This is a genomic window from Enterobacter sp. BIGb0383 (genome assembly GCF_003751845.1).
Lineage (GTDB): Bacteria > Pseudomonadota > Gammaproteobacteria > Enterobacterales > Enterobacteriaceae > BIGb0383.
In genome coordinates this window covers 652,313-674,465 of record NZ_RJKQ01000002.1, presented here as the reverse complement: position 1 = coordinate 674,465, position 22,153 = coordinate 652,313, and the positions used below count along the sequence as shown (strand labels likewise).

Here is a 22,153-nt window from a genome sequence, read left to right as displayed (position 1 = left end):
TTTTTATGTCCAATTCCCGTGCAGCAGCTCTCGCACATGACCTGCCGCCCGTCTTCTGCGATAATCCCCGTCCTCCCCCCTTTACCGAGTTGAGTATGCAGTACCCGATTAACGAGATGTTCCAGACCCTGCAAGGCGAGGGTTACTTTACCGGCGTTCCCGCCATTTTTATTCGTCTACAGGGATGCCCGGTAGGCTGTGCCTGGTGCGACACCAAACATACCTGGGATAAGCTCGCGGATCGTGAGATTTCGCTGTTCAGCATTCTGGCGAAAACCAAAGAGAGCGATAAATGGGGCGCGGCCAGCCCGGAAGATCTGCTGGCGATTATCGGCCGCCAGGGCTGGACGGCTCGCCACGTGGTGATCACCGGCGGCGAACCCTGCATTCATGATTTAACCCCGCTGACCACGCTGCTGGAGCAGAACGGCTATGGCTGCCAGATCGAAACCAGCGGCACCCATGAGGTTCACGCCTCAGCCCGGACCTGGGTAACGGTTTCGCCGAAGGTGAATATGCGCGGCGGCTATGACGTGCTGTCTCAGGCGCTGGAACGTGCCGATGAGATTAAGCATCCGGTCGGGCGCATGCGCGATATTGAAGCCCTTGATGAACTGCTGGCGACGCTTAGCGACGACAAGCCGAGAATCATTGCGCTGCAGCCTATCAGCCAGAAAGAAGACGCGACGCGTCTGTGTATCGAAACCTGTATCGCCCGCAACTGGCGTCTCTCCATGCAGACGCATAAATACCTCAATATTGCCTGATTCAGACGCGTCAGTATCATGCCGGACGGTGCGATACTGACGCGATTCAGTATTAATTCCCTCACTTCTTTCCGATCTGAATTATATCCGGATGAATACTCACCACCATAAATTATAAGGTTATTGCTGGCATCCCCACGGCGTTAAATAATATAGATTTTGCTGCCGATTATATGGATCTTAAATCCCAGCTTCGCGTTTTATAAACTGACTCACTTCACCGCGCTTTTTTATCTCGTAGATTACGATCCACACATGCCCGATGGGATCCCTGTCGAACGAGGTCAATATGGTTCATGAAGTGGTGGTGCCTGATAACGACGCTATTAGCGTCGCGTCAGCGGAAGATCGCTTAACGGTTCGTGAAAAATTAGGGTTCGGTTTTGGTGATGCGGCCTGCAACATGAGCTGGGGCCCGGTTACCATGTTTTTAACCTATTTCTATACGGATATATTTGGTCTCAATGCGGCGCTGATTGCCAGCATGTTTTTAATTGTCCGGCTTTTCGATGCCTGTATGGATCCGGTCATTGGTGCGCTGGCCGACCGAACCACTTCCGTATACGGACGCTTTCGTCCGTGGATCCTCTATGGCTGTATTCCTTTCTGCGGTATCTGTATTCTGGCGTTTTATACGCCGGACTTAACGGGTAATGCGAAGGTGGTTTATGCCTTCTGTACCTATCTGTTGCTTTCCGTGCTCTATAGCACGGTGAATATTCCCTACTGCTCGCTGGGCAGCGTGATTACCGCGAATCCACAGGATCGGGTCTCCTGTCAGTCATACCGTTTTACCATGGCCAACTGTGCCGTACTGCTGTGCTCTTTTACTCTGCTGCCGCTGGTGGACTATTTCGGCGCGGGCAATCAGCAAAAAGGTTTCTTTATTACCAACGCGCTGTTTTCGGTCATTGGCCTGACGATGTTTTTAATGTGCGTTTTTAATACTCGTGAACGTATTTTTCCGCAGCATCGGGTCAAAGAAAATATTCTTGTCAGCTTCCGTTCGGCGTTTAAAAACGATCAGTGGCTGATGGTGGTCGCCGGAATGTTTATTGGCTGTATTCCCGCCTTTGTCTGCGGCGGGGCGACCATCTATTTTGCAAAATATCTTATGCACCTCGATAACGTGTATACCACGCTGTTTATCAGTATCGGGGTGGTGGCCTGCGTGGCGGGAAATCTGACCACCAATATGATGACTCGCTATTTCTGCAAGGTGAAACTGTACATCGCCGTCGGTTTTATTACCGCGGCGATCTCGATGATGATTTTCTTTGTCGATCCCGCCAACGTGATGCTGATTTTTATTCTTAACACCCTGCGGGCGTATATCGGCGCGATTACCGTGCCGGTGTTTTGGTCCTTTATTGCGGATGCCGACGACTACGGCGAGTGGAAACTGAAAAAACGCATGTCCGGCGTTTATGCCTCCGGCAACCTCTTTGCCCTGAAGGTCAGCCTGGCGATTGGCGGGGCGATAACGGCGATGGTGCTCTCCCTGACCCACTATGTGCCGGAAGCGGCGATACAAAGCCCGACCACCCTTAATGCCATCATGATGATGATTACGCTGATTCCGGCGGCGGGTGGAGTACTGACTTCGACCATTTTCCTGTTCTACCGGCTGGACAAGAAAATGATGCTGCGGATCCAGAACGATCTGCGCTTTGGAAAATATGCTGACTCACCGGAGATCTCGTGATGCCAAAGATAACCTTTACCCTCGATCCTCAGAACCGTATTTCGCAACTCGATCCGCGTCTGTTCGGGTCGTTTATCGAACATTTAGGCCGGGCGGTCTACACCGGCATCTATGAGCCGGAACATCCGCAGGCGACGAAAGAGGGCTTCCGTCAGGACGTCATCGAGCTGGTCAAAGAGCTGGGCGTCACTACCGTGCGCTATCCGGGCGGCAACTATGTCTCCGGCTTTAACTGGCGCGACGGCATTGGTCCGCAGGCCGACAGGCCGGTACGGCTGGATTATGCCTGGATCAGCAAAGAGACGAACCAGTTTGGCATCGACGAGTTTGCCCGCTGGTGTGAGAAAACTGGCGTTGAGCCAATGATTGCCGTGAATCTTGGGACCGGAACGCCACAGGAGGCGGGCTACTTTGCGGAGTACTGCAACCATGAAGGCGGGACGACGCTCAGCGACTTACGCATTCAGCACGGGCGGAAAAATCCCTACAACTTCCGGCTCTGGTGTCTGGGCAATGAGATGGACGGCCCCTGGCAAACCGGGCAGATGAACGCCCGCGAGTACGCGCACAAGGCGCGGGAAACGGCCAAGATCCTGCGCTGCGTCGACCCGGACGTGGAGCTGGTGGCCTGCGGCAGCTCCAGCGCCCAGATGACCACCTTCCCCGAATGGGATCGCGTGGTACTGGAGGAGCTGTACGACTACGTGGACTACATCTCCTGCCACCAGTACTACGAGAATGAGGGCAGTGAAACCGACTTCCTCGCCTCCTTCGTCAATATGGATAACTTTATCGAGACCATCGTCAGCACGGCCAACTACGCGAAGGCGCTGCGGCGAAGCGATAAAAATATGATGATCTCCTTTGATGAGTGGAACGTCTGGTATCTGCGCGGCGATCCCTGGGATGCGCCGTTCAAAGATAAAAACAACCGCTTCCCCGTTGCGCCGCCGCTGCTGGAGGATAAGTACAGCTTCCTCGACGCGCTGGTGGTGGGCGGCCTGCTCTGCTCGCTGCTCAACCATGCGGATCGGGTCAAAATGGCCAGCCTGGCCCAACTGGTGAACGTCATTGCGCCAATCTTTACCGAAGAGGGCAAAGGCGCTATCCGCCAGACCATCTTCTGGCCATTTGAGATGGTGGCCAGCGTCGCCCGGGGCTGCGTGCTGCAGCACCATTTGCCGGTGCCGACCTTCAGCAGTAAGTATGGCGAGGCGCGGATGGTCCAGTCGGCGGTGATCCATAACCCGGAGCAAAAGGAGTTGATTATCTTTGCGCTTAACTGCGACTTCAGCCAGAGCTGGGCGCTGGATATCAACCTGGCGGCCTTCGGGCGTACGCGCGTCCGCGAACACAGCGTGTTACGCAGCGACGATCTCTACGCTAAAAATACCTTTGACCAGCCGGAACGGGTAAAACCGGAGAGTATTCCACACAACGGCACGATCGAACTGCCGCCGCTGAGCTGGAGCCGGATTATCATCGCGATTGAGTAACGGAAGGGAAGGAGAGGGGCAGCGGGCGCTGTCCCTCTTTGAGATCAGCCTTTGTAGACACAGCCTGCGGTGCAGGTCTCTTTGACCATCACCGCGCTCAGCAGGGGCACAACAGGCTTCATCTGCTGCCAGATCCACTGGGCCAGCACTTCGCTGGTCGGGTTCTCAAGGCCTGGAATATCGTTGAGATAGTAGTGATCCAGGCGGTCGTAAACCGGCTTAAAGGCCGCTTTCAGCTCGGCAAAATCCATAATCCAGCCGGTATAAGGATCGACCTCACCGGTAATCTCCAGACGCACCATAAATGAGTGGCCGTGAAGGCGGCCGCACTTGTGGCCTTCCGGTACGTGGGGCAGGTGGTGAGCAGCTTCGAAGGTGAAATCTTTAAACAGGGTGGTGGACATCATAACCTCAGACTGACGAAAAACCGCCGTAGGGTACCGGAAATGACCTTTTTTAGCATTAACTAAAACCGCCAAAAACGATAAGGGAAAATCACCCTGCACAATGTCCTGGTTTTATTGATGAATATCAACGGGTTAATTAACCACTTTTACTGTTAATAACTATGACTAAAAGGGGTTAGTCCTTTTGGTTATTTATTATTTCTATCCCTTCTTTAATTGTTATTATCCCCGCCGTTAACCTTACTTTCACTTCTGTTTTTCGACATTGATACCCGGTGGGTTTTTGGCTGCATTGCGAAGGTAGCTGAGAAGATCGCGGGAATAAAAAAATAGCTTTGCTACTGGAACATAACGACGCATGACGACACAGGTCCCCCCTTCCGCTTTGCTTCCGCTGAACCCGGAGCAGCTGGCGCGCCTGCAGGCGGCCACGACCGACTTATCTCCCGCCCAGCTTGCCTGGGTTTCCGGCTATTTCTGGGGCGTGCTTAACCAGCAGCCTGGCGCAGCCATTGCTTCCGCACCGGCTCCTGCCGCAGAAATTCCGGCGATAACCCTGCTCTCCGCCTCGCAGACCGGCAACGCCCGTCGCGTCGCGGAAGCCCTGCGTGACGACCTGCTGGCCGCCAAACTCAACGTCAACCTGGTCAACGCCGGGGACTACAAATTTAAGCAGATCGCCGCGGAAAAACTGCTGGTGGTGGTCACCTCCACCCAGGGTGAAGGGGAGCCGCCGGAAGAGGCGGTTGCGCTGCATAAATTCCTGTTCTCCAAAAAAGCGCCGAAGCTGGATGGCGCGGCCTTTGCCGTCTTCGGCCTGGGTGACAGCTCCTATGAGTTCTTCTGCCAGTCGGGGAAAGACTTTGACAGCAAGCTGGCCGAGCTGGGCGCTGAGCGCCTGCTGGACCGGGTGGATACGGACGTGGAGTATCAGCCTGCCGCCGCCGAGTGGCGGGCGCGCATTGTTGAGGTACTGAAAGGCCGCGTGCCGACGGAGTCTCCGGCTCAGGCGGCGGTGACCGCGACCGGTGCTGTTAATGAAGTCTTCTCCAGCCCGTACACCAAAGAAGCGCCGCTGACGGCGACGCTGGCGGTAAATCAGAAAATTACCGGCCGCGATTCAGAAAAAGATGTGCGCCATCTGGAAATCGATCTTGGCGACTCCGGCCTGCGCTACCGTCCGGGCGATGCGCTCGGCGTCTGGTATCAGAACGATCCGGCTCTGGTCAAAGAGCTGGTGGAACTGCTGTGGCTGAAGGGCGATGAGCCGGTTAACGTTGACGGCAAAACCCTGCCGCTGGCGGAAGCCCTGCAGTGGCACTTCGAGCTGACGGTCAATACCGCCAATATCGTTGAGAACTACGCCACTCTGACCCGCAGCGAAACCCTGCTGCCGCTGGTGGGCGATAAAGCCCAGCTTCAGCACTACGCGGCGACCACGCCGATTGTCGATATGGCGCGTTTCTCCCCGGCCCAGCTGGATGCGGACGCGTTAATCGGCCTGCTGCGTCCGCTGACGCCGCGCCTCTACTCCATCGCCTCCTCGCAGGCGGAAGTGGAGAGCGAAGTCCACGTGACCGTGGGCGTGGTGCGCTACGATATAGAAGGGCGTGCCCGCACCGGCGGCGCGTCCAGCTTCCTGGCAGACCGTCTGGAAGAGGACGGCGAAGTTCGCGTCTTTATCGAGCACAACGACAACTTCCGCCTGCCGGCTAACCCGGAAACTCCAGTCATTATGATTGGTCCCGGCACCGGCATTGCCCCGTTCCGCGCCTTTATGCAGCAGCGCGCGGCGGATGAAGCGACAGGTAAAAACTGGCTCTTCTTCGGCAACCCGCACTTTACCGAAGACTTCCTCTATCAGGTTGAGTGGCAGCGCTACGTGAAAGAGGGCGTACTGAGCCGTATCGACCTGGCCTGGTCTCGCGACCAGCAGCATAAAATATACGTACAAGACAAACTGCGCGCACAGGGCGCAGAACTGTGGCGCTGGATCAATGACGGTGCCCATATTTACGTCTGCGGCGATGCAAATCGCATGGCAAAAGACGTTGAGCAAGCTTTGCTGGAAGTGATTGCTGAATTCGGCGCGATGGACGCTGAATCGGCGGATGAATATTTAAGTGAGCTGCGCGTAGAGCGCCGTTATCAGCGAGATGTCTACTAATGAGCGAAAAACATCCAGGCCCACTGGTGGTCGAAGGTAAACTGACCGATGCCGAGCGCATGAAGGTCGACAGTAACTACCTGCGCGGCACCATCGCCGAAGATTTAAATGACGGTCTGACCGGCGGTTTTAAAGGCGACAACTTCCTGCTGATCCGCTTCCATGGGATGTATCAGCAGGATGACCGCGATATCCGCGCAGAGCGCGCCGAACAGAAGCTGGAGCCGCGTCATGCGATGCTGCTGCGCTGCCGCCTGCCGGGCGGGGTGATCACCACTAAACAGTGGAAGGCGATCGATAAGTTCGCTGAAGAGAACACCATCTACGGTAGCATTCGTCTGACTAACCGTCAGACCTTCCAGTTCCACGGCATTCTGAAGAAGAACGTGAAGCCGGTACACCAGATGCTGCACTCCGTCGGGCTGGACGCGCTGGCGACCGCCAACGATATGAACCGTAACGTGTTGTGTACCTCCAACCCGTACGAATCCGAGCTGCATGCGGAAGCCTACGAGTGGGCGAAAAAGATTTCCGAGCATCTGCTGCCGCGCACCCGCGCCTATGCGGAGATCTGGCTCGATCAGGAAAAAGTCGCCACTACCGACGAAGAACCGATCCTCGGCCAGACCTATCTGCCGCGTAAGTTCAAAACCACGGTGGTGATCCCGCCGCAGAACGATATCGATCTGCACGCCAACGACATGAACTTTGTCGCGGTGGCGGAAAACGGCAAACTGGTGGGCTTTAACCTGCTGGTCGGCGGCGGACTGTCTATCGAGCACGGTAACAAGAAAACCTATGCCCGTACTGCCAGCGAGTTCGGCTATCTGCCGCTGGAGCACACCCTGGCCGTGGCCGAAGCGGTGGTGACCACCCAGCGAGACTGGGGTAACCGTACCGACCGTAAAAACGCTAAAACCAAATACACCCTGGAGCGCGTCGGCGTCGACACCTTCAAAGCGGAAGTTGAGCGCCGGGCGGGGATCACTTTTGAGCCGATCCGTCCGTACGAATTTACCGGCCGCGGGGATCGTATCGGCTGGGTAAAAGGTATCGACAATAAATGGCACCTGACCCTGTTTATTGAGAACGGCCGTATCCTCGACTATCCGGGACGTCCGCTGAAAACCGGGCTGCTGGAGATCGCGAAGATCCACAAAGGCGACTTCCGTATTACCGCCAACCAGAACCTGATTATTGCCGGCGTGCCGGACAGCCAGAAGGCGAAGATCGAGAAAATCGCCCGCGACAGCGGTCTGATGAATGCGGTGACGCCGCAGCGTGAAAACTCGATGGCCTGCGTCTCCTTCCCGACCTGTCCGCTGGCGATGGCCGAAGCCGAACGCTTCCTGCCGTCGTTTATCGATAAGGTTGAGACGGTGATGGAAAAACACGGCGTCGGCGATGAGCATATTGTTCTGCGCGTCACCGGCTGCCCGAACGGCTGCGGCCGCTCAATGCTGGCCGAGCTGGGTCTGGTGGGTAAAGCGCCTGGCCGCTACAACCTGCACCTCGGCGGCAACCGTATGGGCACGCGTATTCCGCGTATGTACCGCGAAAACATTACCGAGCCGGAAATTCTCGACTCCATTGATGAGCTGGTCGGCCGCTGGTCGAAAGAGCGTGAAAACGGTGAGGGCTTCGGCGACTTCACCGTACGCACCGGCATTATCCGTCCGGTACTCGATCCGGCGAGAGATTTCTGGGAGTAACCACGAGAGGTGACTATGTCTGTACTCGATCTGAACGCCCTGAACGCACTACCGAAAGTCGAGCGCGTGCTCCAGCTTGCGGAAACTAACGCCCATCTGGAAACCCTGGATGCCGAAGGGCGCGTGGCCTGGGCGCTGGAAAACCTGCCCGGTGAATACGTGCTCTCTTCAAGCTTTGGGATCCAGGCGGCGGTCAGCCTCCACCTGGTCAACCAGCTGCGCCCGGACATCCCGGTGATCCTGACGGACACCGGCTATCTGTTCCCGGAAACCTATCAGTTTATCGATGAGCTGACGGACAAGCTGAAGCTCAATCTGCAGATCTACCGTGCAGAGCAGAGCCCAGCGTGGCAGGAAGCGCGCTACGGCAAGCTGTGGGAGCAGGGCGTTGACGGCATTGAGAAATACAATGAGATCAACAAAGTCGAGCCGATGAACCGGGCGCTGAGCGAGCTTAACGCGCAAACCTGGTTTGCCGGCCTGCGCCGCGAACAGTCCGGCAGCCGGGCAAATCTGCCGGTGCTGGCCATTCAGCGCGGCGTCTTTAAGATCCTGCCGATCATCGACTGGGACAACCGCACCGTTTACCAGTACCTGCAAAAACACGGCCTGAAGTACCACCCGCTGTGGGACCAGGGCTATCTCTCCGTTGGCGATACCCACACCACCCGTAAATGGGAACCGGGCATGGCCGAGGAAGAGACCCGTTTCTTTGGGCTCAAGCGTGAGTGTGGATTGCACGAAGGGTAAGTGGTTTTGAGGCCCGGCAAGATGTGTGCCGGGCTGCTTTGTATTACCGAACTACTCGACAGGCATACATTCCAGGATTTTCGCCAGAACGGGGCCGTGGACTCTGGACTCGCCGGGTGGGACGTAGACAAGGGCGCGTGTGCCCATAATCTTTTTAAAGCCATATTCAATGACGGTCAGATAGTAATCCGGCGTCAGACTCCCCTTTTGATATACCCTGAAGTATTTATGTCTTTCATCGCTATAATCCCTGGGCAGAAACCTTGCGCCTTTAATGTCCTCCAGACACTGTAAAACGGCGGGGAGCCAGGTTGTGGGTGCCGCGACAGCAATCGACCGCATCCCAAGGTCACGCGCCATTTTGCCTTCAAGCTCGATTGCGGCGCTTTTGGTGGAAAACTCAGTGGCCATCAGAGGTAATGAAAAAAGACAAAGTGCAGCAGATAAAGCCAGTACTCGCATGGTAAATCCTTTCTCTTATTCACTTAATACAGTGAGATGCCACTTATCAGGTGGCGATCGGGTATTGCTCCATTGCAAAAATGCCTTGTTGGCAAAGGGTGTGGTTCGGGAAATAATCATTGTACTCACCGTTCCCGTTAACCAGAACGCTATTGCTATGCTACTGGATTCAAAATATTAATGAGTAAGCTGAAGTCATAACGAGTGTAAATTTATGGAAAAGAAACTTTTTGAAGACCTGGTCGAGAGCATGGCTGAGATGGTTGCAATCGAAAAAGGCGAGTGTGTACCCGCTCCGGAAAATGTACATCGCCATGCGCTCCCGGATGTTAAAGCCATCCTTAAAAACGGCGGGCCTGAAGCAGGCTGAATTTGGCGATGCGATGGGCTTGAGTGTTGACCTGATACGTAGCTGGGAGCAGTACCCTGGAATAATTAACTCTCTGAGAAGTATCCCTGCCTGAAAGAATTGAAACCCCATAGAACGGGGTTTCTCTTCGTCCCCTCTGAAATCGTGATTGCCAGGTCAAATCTTCTGGTGGGTGCTAACGTTTTTTGGCTCCGGAAGGTATTAATATACTTCATCTGTACTGTGGGAAATCGAAGTATCGCTAAGGATACGGAAATGGATTATTTGCGTTACTGGGGTAAAAGTCATGGCCATGACGGCGAGCAGTGCTCTGAATACCATCTGCTGGCGTACCATTGTCTGGATGTCGCGGCTTGCGGCTATATCATGATGAAACAAAACAGATATGGCGTCGCAGATGTTTTTTCTGAATTAAACATGCCCGACGCTGATGCAGCGCAATGGCTAGCCTGGCTTTTTGCCTGTCATGATATAGGCAAATTTTCGCGTGGTTTCCAGAAGTTAGTTGATCATAAGAGTGACCAGTTGGTGCCTCCGGTGGCGCGTGTTATCTATGGTTCTCGCCATGATACATTGGGCTTTTGGTTATGGAAGAAAATCAGTGCTCGCTGGGTTTCGGGGGAGGGGGATCTCTTTCCTGATATAAATATCGATGAGCGGAAGCGATTTGGCCGTGCGCTGGATATATGGATGGAGGTCAGTGCCGGCCATCATGGTGTACCGCCGGATAAAATGGATGCAGGGGCATTAATTTCGTTTGTTGATGATGATATTCAGGCCGCAAATAATTTTCTGAGAGATTTACATCGTTTTTTTTCTATCGATTCGTTACCCGCAGAATGGCTAGTGCGTGACGGGCAAAAAAGTTTAAAGCAGTGGAGTTGGTTTTTTGCCGGTTTGATCACCCTTGCCGACTGGCTAGGCTCGGATGAACGTTATTTCCCGTTTGTGAGCCGCCAAATGCCACTGAGTGAATACTGGACGATTGCCTGCCAGAATGCAGAAAAGGCGTTGCAGTCTCTGCCTGTCTCATCACCGATTTCATCCTATCAGGATTATCGTCATTTATTCCCGTTTATTGAGACGCTGACGCCGCTACAACGGTGCGCCACAACGCTTGAGCTTTCAGCTCCTGGTCCGCAGTTGATCGTGCTGGAGGATGTGACCGGGGCGGGAAAAACAGAAGCTGCGCTGATCCTTGTTCATCGGCTTTTATCCGAGGGTAAAGGCAAGGGATTGTTTGTCGGCCTGCCCACGATGGCAACGGCAAATGCCATGTATCAGCGACTGGCCGGTGCCTGGCACGTGCTTTTCGCGGAAGGCTCCCGACCTTCTCTGGTACTGGCTCATGGCGGATCCCGTATGTCCGCTGCATTTCGCGATTCCATCTGGCAACCGTCAGAAAATAAAGAAAATGACTATGCGAAAGATGATGCCAGTACGATTGCCGAATGCCATGCCTGGTTTGCTGACTCGCGTAAGAAAGCACTGCTGGCTGAGGTCGGCGTAGGCACGCTGGATCAGCTACTGATGGCGGTGATGCCTTTTCGGCATCAGTCCCTGAGATTGCTGGGGATACGGGACAAAATCCTGATCCTCGATGAAGTGCATGCCTATGATGGCTATATGGTGAAATTACTCGAAGGGCTACTTCGTTTTCATTCGGCGCAAGGCGGCAGCGTCATTATTTTAAGCGCAACGCTTCCCGCTTCCCTCAGAGAAAAACTGCTCTCCGCTTTTCGCGAGGGAGCCGGATTCTCTTCTTTGCCCTCAACGCAGGATGCAGGCTACCCCTGGCTAAGCCATTTATCTTCTCAATCCCTGATGGAGCAACAGCTCCAGACCCGAGAAGACGTTAAGCGCCGGGTGTCGGTTATATGGATTACCGAACGTGCCAGGGCCATTGAGCTTATTTACCAGGCGGTAGAGCAGGGACAATGCATATGCTGGATACGCAATACCGTTGATGATGCGATGGGGGTGTTCCGGCAGTTACTCAACGATGGAAAGATCCCAGAGGATGACCTGTTACTTTTCCATAGCCGCTTTGCTTTTGCTGACCGTGTGGCCGTGGAGGAGAAAACACTGAGCTGGTTTAGCAAAGCATCGTCAGGCAAAGAACGAAGAGGGAAAGTATTAATCGCGACTCAGGTCGTCGAGCAGAGTCTGGATCTGGATTTCGACTGGATGATCAGCGATCTCGCTCCGGTCGATTTGCTTATCCAGCGTGCGGGGAGGCTTCAGCGACATATTCGCGACGCGGACGGTAATCGAAAAATGGATCTTCCGGATGGGCGTCATTCTCCGGTGCTGTATATTCTGGCCCCGGAATGGCAAGAAGATGCGAATGAGGGATGGCTGGGGGATGAGCTTAAAGGAACCGGATATGTTTATCCCGACCATGCCTGTTTATGGCGAACCCAGGCGTTATTAAGAGAGCAGGGCGAAATTCGTATGCCGGATAACGCCAGACTGCTGGTGGATGGCGTTTATGAGGTCCTTATTGCTGCACCTGCAGCCCTGGAATCTATTGAGATTAATGTATACGGCAAAATGCTCGGGCAAAAGGCGGTGGCGGGACAGAGTCTTTTGCAACGCAATAAGGGTTACGACAGCGAGTCCAGCGATTTCTTATGGGATAAGACACGGGAACTTTCGACCCGGCTTGGTGAAGAGAGCGTCGATGTCTATCTTGGATGGCTGGATAGCGCTGGCGAGCTGCAGCCGGTGGCTGGCGGGACTGAATTCCCTTGGGAAATGAGTCGCTTACAGGTGCGTGTATCATGGTGGAAAAAACAGCAGGAACATTTCGTGTTACCTGACGAGGTGCTGCTTGAGCGCTTTCGTAAACAATACCATCGCCCGGTGGCGCAGGTACTGCTGGTGTCGGAAAAGGGCGAGGCGGATTACTACAGCAAATGTTTTGGGCTGATGTGTCCCCAAACAAAGCGGCTCTAATGTTCTGCTGCCCTTTCAGGCAGCTTTAGCGGAGTAACATAAATGGATTTGATTACGGAAGCCTGGTTACCCGTGGTGACACGCTCGGGTAGCACAACAAAGATCTCTCTTCTTGAATTGCTGGATGATGATATTGCCGATGTCGCCTGGCCCCGCGCTGATTTTCAGGGCGCGGCATGGCAATTTTTAATCGGGCTGATGCAATGCACCATTGCGCCGGAAGATGATGGAGCATGGGAAGATATCTGGGAGCAGGGGATAGCCTCGGCAGACTGGGATCATGCTCTGCAATCTCTCTCTCCAGCAATGCAATTCGGCCAGCAAAAACCAGCTTTTTTGCAGAGCTTTGAACCCCTCGACTGTGAAAGTACCTCGATTTCCGGCTTACTCATTGAAGCTCCTGGTGGAAATACGCTCAAACTGAACAAAGATCATTTTGTTAAGCGTCACGTCGTTGAGCGGATCTGCCCGCATTGCGCAGTGATGGCGCTCTTTGCCGTTCAGACAAACTCCCCTGCAGGCGGTGCCGGATACCGCGTCGGCCTGCGCGGCGGGGGTCCGTTAACCACCCTGGTGGTGCCTGCCAGCGATCAACACATCCCTCTCTGGAAAAAGTTATGGCTGAACATACTTGAGCAGGATGCATGCCCTTCACCCCAACAGTTTCAGGATATTTTCCCCTGGCTGGTGCCGACAAAAACCAGCGAAAAAGCAGGAAGGATGGTGACCCCGGAGAACGCGCACCCACTTCAGGCTTACTGGGGGATGCCGCGCCGTATTGAACTGGATTTTGAGCATACCGAGCCAGGAAATTGCGATCTTTGTGGCGAGCATCATGATGGGCTACTTCTGCAAATGCGCACTAAGAATTACGGCGTGCAGTATGACAGCTGGCTCCATCCTCTTTCCCCTTATCGCCAGGCGCTCAAAGATGCTTCAGCACCCTGGCTCGCCTTAAAGGGGCAACCAGGTGGTCTGAGCTACAAAGACTGGCCCGCTCTGATGCTGAAAAGTGAGGATAAATTCAACCGTATGCAGCCTGCCAGGGTTGTGCGTGCAATTGCCAGCCGCTATCTCAGTTTTCCGGTAGGGCTGTGGTGTTTTGCATATGATATGGATAACGCCAAGGCGCGTTGTTGGTATCAGCACCGGGTGCCTCTTATCCAGTCATCCTCCCCCGAACGTTTTAATGTCGTGATTCAGTTTGTTCTACAGCTTGCTTCGGGGTCGCTGGCGACGTTAAGAAAACATCTAAAAAAGGCGTGGTTTGAGAACCCGGATGAAGCCAAAGTGGACTTTAGCCAGGTGGATACGGCTTTCTGGCAGGAGACCGAGGCTATTTTCCAGACGCTGGTGGGCGTGCTGCTTAGCGATCCGCAGTGTGAACATGCTGTCACCCGCAGGGCAATGCACGACTGGGAGCGGAGTCTGCATCGGTACCTGTTTACGATCTTCGATCGTGAAGCGTTGAGCGACCTGGAATGCCCGGACGATATTCTGCTGCGTCAGCTGGCCGCACGTCAAAGCCTGGATGAAGACTATTGCAAGCAAAAAGCGCGTAAGGATGTATTCGCGCTATCCGAAGAATAGAGGGAAACCCAATGATGGTTAATCGTGATACATCGAAAGAGCTGGTGATAACGAATTCTGACGCGCAAAAAGCCCTGCTTGAATGGTTTGATATTTTATCCGACCGCTATGCAAGTCAGGGGGGAAAACAGATTAATGGTCGTGCCTGGCGAGCAGAGCTACGCCGTATGGAGCCGCCATTTGGCGTGATGATGTGTGAAGGATATAGCGTCCTACTGCGCCAGCTATCCGTCCATATGCCATTGTCGGCGGTAAATAAAATGGCGCTGGCGATATTCATTTCCGTGGCTGTGCATATAAAAAAACATTGCCCGGAGGGCAGCTTTGCTGCGCAACTGGGTGAAAAAAAGGATGAGAAACCTTTTCTTTCCTCCTTACGCTTTCAGCGTCTCCAGCAGGCTCGTGACCCCGATACCTTTTCTCAGCAACTGATCAGGGCAGTGAAAATACGAGAGGATAAAGGGGTGAATATTATCTCTTTAGCCGACAGTATTTTTTTATGGATGCGTGAGTGGCAAGACAGTCAGGAACATATTCCCCCGCAAAGCCATCCGTTTGCACGTAACCGTATTCGCTGGGCAAACGAATATATCTCCTCTTCCCGATAGTTATTTCTATAAGGATATTAATAATGACCACATTTATTCAGCTACATCTACTGACCGCCTATGCGCCTTCTAACCTTAACCGGGATGACTCTGGGCGGCCGAAAACCGCGCTGATGGGCGGCGTTGATCGGTTACGCGTTTCCTCTCAGAGCCTCAAGCGTGCCTGGCGGACCTCTGAATCTTTTGCCGGGGCCATGGCGGGGCATATCGGTCAAAGAACTCGACGTATTGGGGTTGAATATGTTTATAAGCCAATGCAGGCGGCAAATATCGCTGAGAAGATAGCGAAAAGCGCTGCTGAAAAAATAGCCAGCCAGTTCGGTAAATTGAAGAATGAAAAAAATGGACCGGTTGAAAAAAATCTTGAAATCGAACAGTTAGTGCATATCAGCAACCATGAAATTGAGTTGATCAACCAGTTAGTCAGCACGCTCATTGCCGAGAACCGTGAACCGGTTGATGATGAAGTCAAGTTGCTGAGAAAAGAACAGCGCAGCGTTGATATGGCGCTGTTTGGTCGAATGCTGGCATCCTCTCCAGAGTTTAACGTCGAGGCCGCCTGTCAGGTTTCTCATGCGCTGGGGGTGAGTGCCGTCACCATTGAAGATGACTTTTTTACTGCTGTTGACGATCTTAATAACAAGGACATCGATTCGGGTTCTGCCCATATGGGAGAGCAGGGCTTTGCATCTGCATTGTTCTACACCTACATCTGCATTAGCCGGGATCTGCTGCTGGAAAACCTCGGCGGGGATGAGGAACTGACCGGTCGGGTTATTGCGGCCCTGACTGAAACCACCATGACGGTTTCTCCCGGAGGAAAACAAAATAGCTTCGCCTCCAGAGCCTATGCGTCCTATGCCCTGGCTGAAAAAGGAAATCAGCAACCGCGTTCCCTTGCCGTCGCGTTCTTCCAGCCGGTGCGTGGTGATAATCATGTTCCAGTGGCAATTGAGCGCTTACAGCAACAGCTCGACAACTTTAAACGGGCCTATGATCAGCGTGCATCGAGTGAGTACGAGCTGAATGTAGATAAAGGTGAAGGTTCGCTTAGCGCGCTGCTGGAGTTTGTGCGTCAGTAAGGATGACTATGAAACAATATCTTGTTTTTCAACTTTACGCGCCTATGGCTTCATGGGGAGAGGAAGCCGTTGGCGAAGTGCGCCATACGGCATCTATCCCCACCCGCTCGGCAATACTTGGGTTGCTGGCTGCCGCATTAGGTCTTCGCAGGGATAATGAAGACGCGTTATGCCAGTTTAACCAGCATTATCATTTGGCCGTGCGACCGCTTTCATCTCGGGAACGCTGGCTGCGTGACTATCACACGGTCAGTGTTCCACGTGAAAATAAGAAGCGCCGTTATTACACGCGTCGGGATGAGCTATCCATTGCGCCTGAAGAGATTGGGACGCTGAGCACTCAGCGTGAATATCGCTGTGATGGCTACTGGCATATTGCGATAAGCGCGACGCCTGATGCGCCCTATACGCTGGATGCAATGAATAACGCGCTGCTGACGCCTCATTTTCCGCTCTATCTGGGACGGAAATCCTGTCCACTGGCCCTGCCTCTTGCCCCCCGATTGCTCGACGGTTCCTTGCAGGATGTTTTCCTTCAGGCCGCCCGGGAAATGGTCGCTCCCGAACTGGAAATGCTCGCCCAGGGAGGCACGCATTGCTACTGGGATGATCCTGATGAAACCAGTCTGGTAAGCCAGCAGCAGCGAAGCTGCCACCACCAACCGGTAAGTCGTAAACGCTGGCAATTTACGTCCTATACCCGCTACAGCGGATTGTTGCAGGAGAAGGAATAATGTATCTGTCGCGTATTCAACTTCGATTAGAAAACCTGACGCCGCAGATGCTGGAAAAATGGCAGTCTGCGATGCCTTACGCCAGTCATCAGTGGCTCTGGCAGCTTTTTCCTGAACATGCCACTCGCCCGTTTCTTTTTCGCCAGGAGCCTAAGGCGCGTTTTTTTGTGCTATCGGACACCCTGCCTTTATCGTCACATACGCTTTTCGATATTGAGACGAAGCCATTTACTCCGCAGCTTGAAGAGGGGATGGTGCTGGCATTTCAGCTGCGGGCTAATCCGGTCATTACCCGAAAAGCGAAACGCTATGACGTGATGATGGATGCGAAGTTTCAGGCAAAACTGCGTGGTGAAGCGCAGGACACATGGTGGGATCGCCAGCTGGAAGCGGCGCAGTTATGGCTGGAGAAGCAGGGTCTCCAGCACGGTTTTCGTCTCCAGCCTTCATCATCTGATGAGTTTGATAGCTGGGCCGGAACGGACGATACAAATGTATCTGTACCTACAGCCACTATTGATGCTTATCAACAGCATCGCTTTATGCGTCCTGGGGCAGACAAATCGATTATGTACAGCAGCGTGGATTACTCCGGGGTATTAGAAATCATCAACCCTTCTTCTTTTGAGCAAGCCCTGTTTCATGGCATAGGCAAAAGTAAGGGATTGGGATGCGGGATGTTGATGGTGAAAAGGCGTCGCTGATGAGCTGGCTTCCTCTGAATCCCATCCCGTTAAAAGATCGCGTCTCAATGATATTTCTCCAGTACGGCCAGATTGATGTTGTTGATGGCGCGTTTGTTTTAATCGATAAAACGGGCATCCGTACCCATATTCCGGTGGGATCGGTCGCCTGCATTATGCTCGAACCCGGCACGCGTGTTTCTCACGCAGCCGTTCGCCTGGCGGCGACCGTTGGCACGCTGCTGGTTTGGGTTGGAGAGGCGGGCGTTCGCGTATACGCTTCAGGGCAGCCCGGTGGAGCAAGATCCGATAAATTGCTCTATCAGGCTCGACTGGCGCTGGATGAAGATCTTCGTCTCAAGGTCGTAAGGAAAATGTTTGAACTCAGATTTGGGGAACCGGCTCCCAGCCGTAGATCGGTAGATCAGCTACGTGGGATTGAAGGTAGCCGGGTGAGGGCGACCTATGCGCTTCTGGCGAAGCAATACGGCGTTAAGTGGAACGGCCGCCGCTACGATCCGAAAGACTGGGGAAAAGGATATACTGTCAACCAATGTATCAGCGCGGCGACAGCCTGCCTTTACGGTATTACAGAGGCTGCGGTGTTAGCGGCGGGATACGCTCCCGCCATTGGTTTTGTCCATACCGGTAAGCCGCTTTCCTTTGTTTATGATATTGCGGACATCCTGAAATTCGATACGGTAGTCCCTAAAGCGTTTGAAATTGCGCGCGCTAATCCGGCTGAACCCGATCGTGAAGTCAGGCTTGCCTGCCGTGATATTTTTCGCAGTAGCAAGGTACTGGCAAAACTTATCCCTCTTATTGAAGACGTTCTGGCTGCAGGGGAAATATCACCGCCGCTACCTCCATCTGATGCCCAGCCCATTGCTATCCCTCTACCCGTATCGCTGGGGGATTCTGGTCACAGGAATCATTAATCATGAGCATGCTGGTAGTTGTAACCGAAAATGTGCCCCCTCGGTTAAGAGGAAGGCTCGCCGTGTGGCTACTCGAAGTGCGTTCAGGAGTTTACCTCGGAGATGTATCAACGCGTATTCGTGCAATGATTTGGGAAAATATCACTGTTCTTTCCGGTGAGGGCAATGTCGTTATGGCGTGGGCAACAAATACAGAATCGGGTTTTGAATTCCAAACCTACGGTGAAAATAGACGCATTCCGGTGGATCTGGATGGGCTGCGTTTAGTTTCCTTTCTCCCCCAATAAAATCATCGTGTTAACGCTCTTTAAAAAGTAGGTATTTTTGGTAGAACTTGAAGGCACAATAAAGTCGTTATTATTCAATTGCATACTTTTAGAGTGTTCCCCGCGCCAGCGGGGATAAACCGCGCCTGCAGCAGCTGCTGCAGATGACCTGAATGTGTTCCCCGCGCCAGCGGGGATAAACCGCTCGTCTTTGGTTTTCTTTAGCTGCTCCTGTCGTGTTCCCCGCGCCAGCGGGGATAAACCGACAACTCCGTTACGAATCATGGGCTGATCTGCGTGTTCCCCGCGCCAGCGGGGATAAACCGTTTTTCATTAAAACACTCCAACTATATGGGAGTGTGTTCCCCGCGCCAGCGGGGATAAACCGCTGGCCAGCGTAACGGACGAAACGGACGTTGTGTGTTCCCCGCGCCAGCGGGGATAAACCGCACGCCTACAACGTCACGATAGGGCACGTATTGTGTTCCCCGCGCCAGCGGGGATAAACCGTGTTGGACGTGCTCAATCAGTTCTGCGCGGGCGTGTTCCCCGCGCCAGCGGGGATAAACCGCCCGCCTGATCGCTAAGGGTACGGCATCGCTTGTGTTCCCCGCGCCAGCGGGGATAAACCGGTCGACGTGTTAATCCCGAACTCCATTACCCGGTGTTCCCCGCGCCAGCGGGGATAAACCGAACGCATCTTCCTGTCCGATTTATTCAACGCAGTGTTCCCCGCGCCAGCGGGGATAAACCGGGCCCCGTCGATACGTTCTGGACGCGTTCCGTGTGTTCCCCGCGCCAGCGGGGATAAACCGGTATGGCTGGAAACCGTGCAGCGCCTGATGAAGTGTTCCCCGCGCCAGCGGGGATAAACCGATATCAGAGAGTATTTTTTTCAGATGATGGGCGTGTTCCCCGCGCCAGCGGGGATAAACCGGGTAATGGTTATGCTTTTAGGCTTCCTCACTTGTGTTCCCCGCGCCAGCGGGGATAAACCGATGGCCTCCACCGTCTCCGTGGCGAGGTTAGAGTGTTCCCCGCGCCAGCGGGGATAAACCGCACTGGGCACGGCAGTGTTTCCGGCATCCGCTGTGTTCCCCGCGCCAGCGGGGATAAACCGGTTCACTGACATGCCAATAAGGTCGAGAAGGTGTGTTCCCCGCGCCAGCGGGGATAAACCGGGTTTCGATTTCTCGCCGAATAGCGTGACTTCGTGTTCCCCGCGCCAGCGGGGATAAACCGGCAAAGGTGCGAAAGCTGCAGCGCCACGAAGGGTGTTCCCCGCGTCGTGTTCCCCGCGCCAGCGGGGATAAACCGATCAACCGCATACGGGTTTTTATTACCATTGGGTGTTCCCCGCGCCAGCGGGGATAAACCGGGAGGGCGACTTGGGGTTAGCCGTAGCAGTTTGTGTTCCCCGCGCCAGCGGGGATAAACCGCTCCTTGCGCGAGATGTCGCCGTAGCCTGGCTGTGTTCCCCGCGCCAGCGGGGATAAACCGAACATGGCACGAGTGACTAAATCGGCCCAGAAGTGTTCCCCGCGCCAGCGGGGATAAACCCTCCATCCATATATCCAGCACACAGCCAAATCGGTGTTCCCCGCGTCAGCGGGGATAAACCGCAGGTTGATGACAGCTACTGGCTGCGGTTATCGTGTTCCCCGCGCCAGCGGGGATAAACCGCGCAAGAGCCAGCTGATCGACAAAGCCACTAAGTGTTCCCCGCGCCAGCGGGGATAAACCGCTAGATTGCAACAGCGTGGTGTTCCGTACTGGGTGTTCCCCGCGCCAGCGGGGATAAACCGGCCGCACGCGGCGGCCAGTAATGACTGTTTAAGTGTTCCCCGCGCCAGCGGGGATAAACCGAATCGGCGCAACCGACGCCTCGAGCTGCACACGTGTTCCCCGCGCCAGCGGGGATAAACCGGGCGATAATTTCATGCGGCAGCGATGCAGTACGTGTTCCCCGCGTCAGCGGGGATAAGCCGATGTGCTGCTCAACTTGATCGAGATGCTGCTGGTGTTCCCCGCGCCAACGGGGATAAACCGATGCTGCGTAATCTGCCGAAACTGCTGCGCATGTGTTCCCCGCGGCAGCGGGGATAAACCGTCGTCTGTGCCGGGGTCTGGCCGTCCATGCTGGTGTTCCCCGCGCCAGCCGGGATAAACCGGGTTATCTGGTGAAGGTGAACAGGAACCATGACGTGTTCCCCGCGCCAGCGGGGATAAACCGAAATCGCAGGTGCATTTCTGCATCTGTGACAAGTGCTCCCCGCGTCAGCGGGGATAAACCGCAACAGATTGTCTGCAGCCGGTCATTTGGAGAGTGTTCCCCACACCAGCAGGAATAAACCCCATTTATTTCCCCGCCTTCGCCAGTTCCTTCACCAGCGGCAGCATAATTCGGATTATGTCCCGGGTTCGTTTCTCGATACGGCCGGGCAGGGTCTGGTCGATATGCTGCTGGTTATCCAGCCGGATGTCGTGCGCGCTGCTGCTGTGCTTGCCAGAGGAGGCGCTGGCAGCTTCGACGGTAAGCACCGGGATATCGGCGTTGTCGAATACCGCGGCATCGCCCGGGGCGACGCCTGAACGGGTGGTGGCCTGGATCCCGTGGCGGCGGGCAAGCGTCATTGCCCGGTCTCGGGTGAGCTTGCGTACCGATGCGGGGGTGTTTTTACCGCTGCTGAAAACGAGCTTATCGCCGACGATCAGGCTATCGAGATTGATGACCAGCAGAATATTTTTCTTTTCCGCCAGGCTCAGGCGCTCAAGGTAGTTCTCCGCGCCGAGCTGTCCCTCTTCTTCGCCGCTGGTGGCGACAAAGCGGATGCCGTATTCCGTCTTCAGCTGTTTTAGCGCGTCGGCCAGCTCAAGCATCACGCCCAGCCCGGCGGCGTTATCGTCGATACCCTGCAGGGTGAGCCCGCCGAGGTTTTTTTCCGCATCCAGATCGCTGTGGGGCGCGTAGGTATCAAGATGCGCGACAATCACAATCTGCTGGCGTGCCTTGCCTTCGTGGGCGGCGATCACCGTGCTGCCGGTGACGTTGTGCCAGCTTTTATGGTTATCTTTTGCGGTGTAGAGATAGCGGCTGTTAAAGGTGCGGATATCGCTCTGGTAGCCCATCTGCGCGAACTGCTGGCGCAGGTAGTCGGCGGAGAGCATCTCGGCCGGGGTACCGGTCATGCGGCCGGGAAAGTAAGTGGCAATATAGCGGGTCTGGGTACTGGCGACGCTGCCGGGCTGCGGCGCTTTCGCCTGCGCGGGAAGCGTAAAACATGCGCCGAGAGCCAGGGAGGCTAGGGTGAGGCGCAATGCGGCGTGCATAGTGGGTCCTTACGACAGAGCAATAAAATAGACTCGCCTAGTATGAAACTGTGATCGACGTTACACAATTTCATTTGCTCTCAAATCCCCGAAAAATCGCGCCTTAAGCACTTTTTGAACTTAGCTTT

The 22,153-nt window shown here is 54.5% G+C and carries 18 protein-coding genes and 1 CRISPR repeat array; of the genes, 15 read left to right on the top strand and 3 right to left on the bottom strand.

What is annotated here, in order from left to right:
• The first annotated feature begins 95 nt into the window (after positions 1-95).
• The 3 genes from queE (at position 96) to EDF81_RS11585 (ending at position 3,968) form a co-directional block, all read left to right on the top strand.
• The gene (gene queE, locus EDF81_RS11595) at positions 96-767 is read left to right on the top strand and encodes a 7-carboxy-7-deazaguanine synthase QueE (protein ID WP_123348278.1); all 672 of its coding nucleotides are present in this window, start codon (positions 96-98) and stop codon (positions 765-767) included.
• Between the two features lie 289 nt (positions 768-1,056).
• Positions 1,057-2,472: an MFS transporter gene (locus tag EDF81_RS11590; RefSeq protein ID WP_123348277.1), complete on the top strand. Its 1,416-nt coding sequence runs from the start codon at positions 1,057-1,059 to the stop codon at positions 2,470-2,472.
• Complete coding sequence (locus EDF81_RS11585) at positions 2,472-3,968, top strand: alpha-N-arabinofuranosidase (protein ID WP_123348276.1); 1,497 nt, start codon at positions 2,472-2,474, stop codon at positions 3,966-3,968. The genes EDF81_RS11590 and EDF81_RS11585 overlap by 1 nt, the downstream gene beginning before the upstream one ends.
• 44 nt (positions 3,969-4,012) lie before the next feature.
• Here the strand turns inward: EDF81_RS11585 and queD are convergent, their stop codons facing one another.
• Positions 4,013-4,375: a 6-carboxytetrahydropterin synthase QueD gene (gene queD / locus EDF81_RS11580; protein WP_123348275.1), complete on the bottom strand. Its 363-nt coding sequence runs from the start codon at positions 4,373-4,375 to the stop codon at positions 4,013-4,015.
• Positions 4,376-4,733: 358 nt separating this feature from the next.
• Between queD and cysJ the strand changes: the two genes are divergently transcribed.
• The 3 genes from cysJ to cysH are packed head-to-tail and all read left to right on the top strand — an operon-like array spanning position 4,734 to position 9,004.
• Positions 4,734-6,542 (top strand): NADPH-dependent assimilatory sulfite reductase flavoprotein subunit, encoded by a 1,809-nt coding sequence (cysJ, locus tag EDF81_RS11575; RefSeq protein WP_123348274.1) that lies wholly within the window; start codon positions 4,734-4,736, stop codon positions 6,540-6,542.
• The gene (cysI, locus tag EDF81_RS11570; RefSeq protein WP_123348273.1) at positions 6,542-8,254 is read left to right on the top strand and encodes an assimilatory sulfite reductase (NADPH) hemoprotein subunit; all 1,713 of its coding nucleotides are present in this window, start codon (positions 6,542-6,544) and stop codon (positions 8,252-8,254) included. Before cysJ ends, cysI begins: the two co-directional genes overlap by 1 nt.
• 15 nt (positions 8,255-8,269) lie before the next feature.
• Positions 8,270-9,004, top strand: coding sequence for a phosphoadenosine phosphosulfate reductase (gene cysH / locus EDF81_RS11565; protein WP_123348272.1), 735 nt, complete (start codon positions 8,270-8,272; stop codon positions 9,002-9,004).
• A gap of 51 nt (positions 9,005-9,055) precedes the next feature.
• On the opposite strand, the gene EDF81_RS11560 is transcribed toward cysH, so the two are convergent.
• Positions 9,056-9,466 (bottom strand): hypothetical protein, encoded by a 411-nt coding sequence (locus tag EDF81_RS11560; RefSeq protein WP_123348271.1) that lies wholly within the window; start codon positions 9,464-9,466, stop codon positions 9,056-9,058.
• A 214-nt stretch (positions 9,467-9,680) separates the two neighbouring features.
• Between EDF81_RS11560 and EDF81_RS11555 the strand changes: the two genes are divergently transcribed.
• The 9 genes from EDF81_RS11555 to cas2e all read left to right on the top strand — a co-directional run bounded on the left by EDF81_RS11555 (position 9,681) and on the right by cas2e (position 18,716).
• Positions 9,681-9,836: a hypothetical protein gene (locus tag EDF81_RS11555; RefSeq protein ID WP_311316601.1), complete on the top strand. Its 156-nt coding sequence runs from the start codon at positions 9,681-9,683 to the stop codon at positions 9,834-9,836.
• Positions 9,837-10,091: 255 nt separating this feature from the next.
• A complete protein-coding gene (gene cas3, locus EDF81_RS11550) occupies positions 10,092-12,794 on the top strand; it encodes a CRISPR-associated helicase Cas3' (RefSeq protein ID WP_184999514.1) in 2,703 nt (900 codons plus the stop codon).
• Positions 12,795-12,836: 42 nt separating this feature from the next.
• Positions 12,837-14,384, top strand: coding sequence for a type I-E CRISPR-associated protein Cse1/CasA (casA, locus tag EDF81_RS11545; protein ID WP_123348270.1), 1,548 nt, complete (start codon positions 12,837-12,839; stop codon positions 14,382-14,384).
• A gap of 11 nt (positions 14,385-14,395) precedes the next feature.
• The gene (casB, locus tag EDF81_RS11540; RefSeq protein ID WP_404851485.1) at positions 14,396-14,992 is read left to right on the top strand and encodes a type I-E CRISPR-associated protein Cse2/CasB; all 597 of its coding nucleotides are present in this window, start codon (positions 14,396-14,398) and stop codon (positions 14,990-14,992) included.
• A gap of 23 nt (positions 14,993-15,015) precedes the next feature.
• Positions 15,016-16,074 (top strand): type I-E CRISPR-associated protein Cas7/Cse4/CasC, encoded by a 1,059-nt coding sequence (gene cas7e / locus EDF81_RS11535; protein ID WP_123348269.1) that lies wholly within the window; start codon positions 15,016-15,018, stop codon positions 16,072-16,074.
• Between the two features lie 8 nt (positions 16,075-16,082).
• Complete coding sequence (gene cas5e, locus EDF81_RS11530) at positions 16,083-16,808, top strand: type I-E CRISPR-associated protein Cas5/CasD (RefSeq protein WP_123349042.1); 726 nt, start codon at positions 16,083-16,085, stop codon at positions 16,806-16,808.
• Complete coding sequence (gene cas6e, locus EDF81_RS11525; RefSeq protein ID WP_123348268.1) at positions 16,808-17,512, top strand: type I-E CRISPR-associated protein Cas6/Cse3/CasE; 705 nt, start codon at positions 16,808-16,810, stop codon at positions 17,510-17,512. The genes cas5e and cas6e overlap by 1 nt, the downstream gene beginning before the upstream one ends.
• Positions 17,512-18,429, top strand: coding sequence for a type I-E CRISPR-associated endonuclease Cas1e (gene cas1e, locus EDF81_RS11520; protein ID WP_123348267.1), 918 nt, complete (start codon positions 17,512-17,514; stop codon positions 18,427-18,429). The genes cas6e and cas1e overlap by 1 nt, the downstream gene beginning before the upstream one ends.
• A 2-nt stretch (positions 18,430-18,431) precedes the next feature.
• Entirely contained in the window at positions 18,432-18,716 is a 285-nt protein-coding gene (cas2e, locus tag EDF81_RS11515) for a type I-E CRISPR-associated endoribonuclease Cas2e (protein ID WP_123348266.1), read from the top strand.
• 93 nt (positions 18,717-18,809) lie between these two features.
• A CRISPR array of direct repeats spans positions 18,810-21,050; the repeat unit is 29 nt; unit sequence GTGTTCCCCGCGCCAGCGGGGATAAACCG.
• A gap of 3 nt (positions 21,051-21,053) precedes the next feature.
• Here cas2e and EDF81_RS11510 read toward each other — a convergent pair.
• Positions 21,054-22,025, bottom strand: coding sequence for an aminopeptidase (locus EDF81_RS11510; protein ID WP_123348265.1), 972 nt, complete (start codon positions 22,023-22,025; stop codon positions 21,054-21,056).
• Positions 22,026-22,153 lie beyond the last annotated feature (128 nt).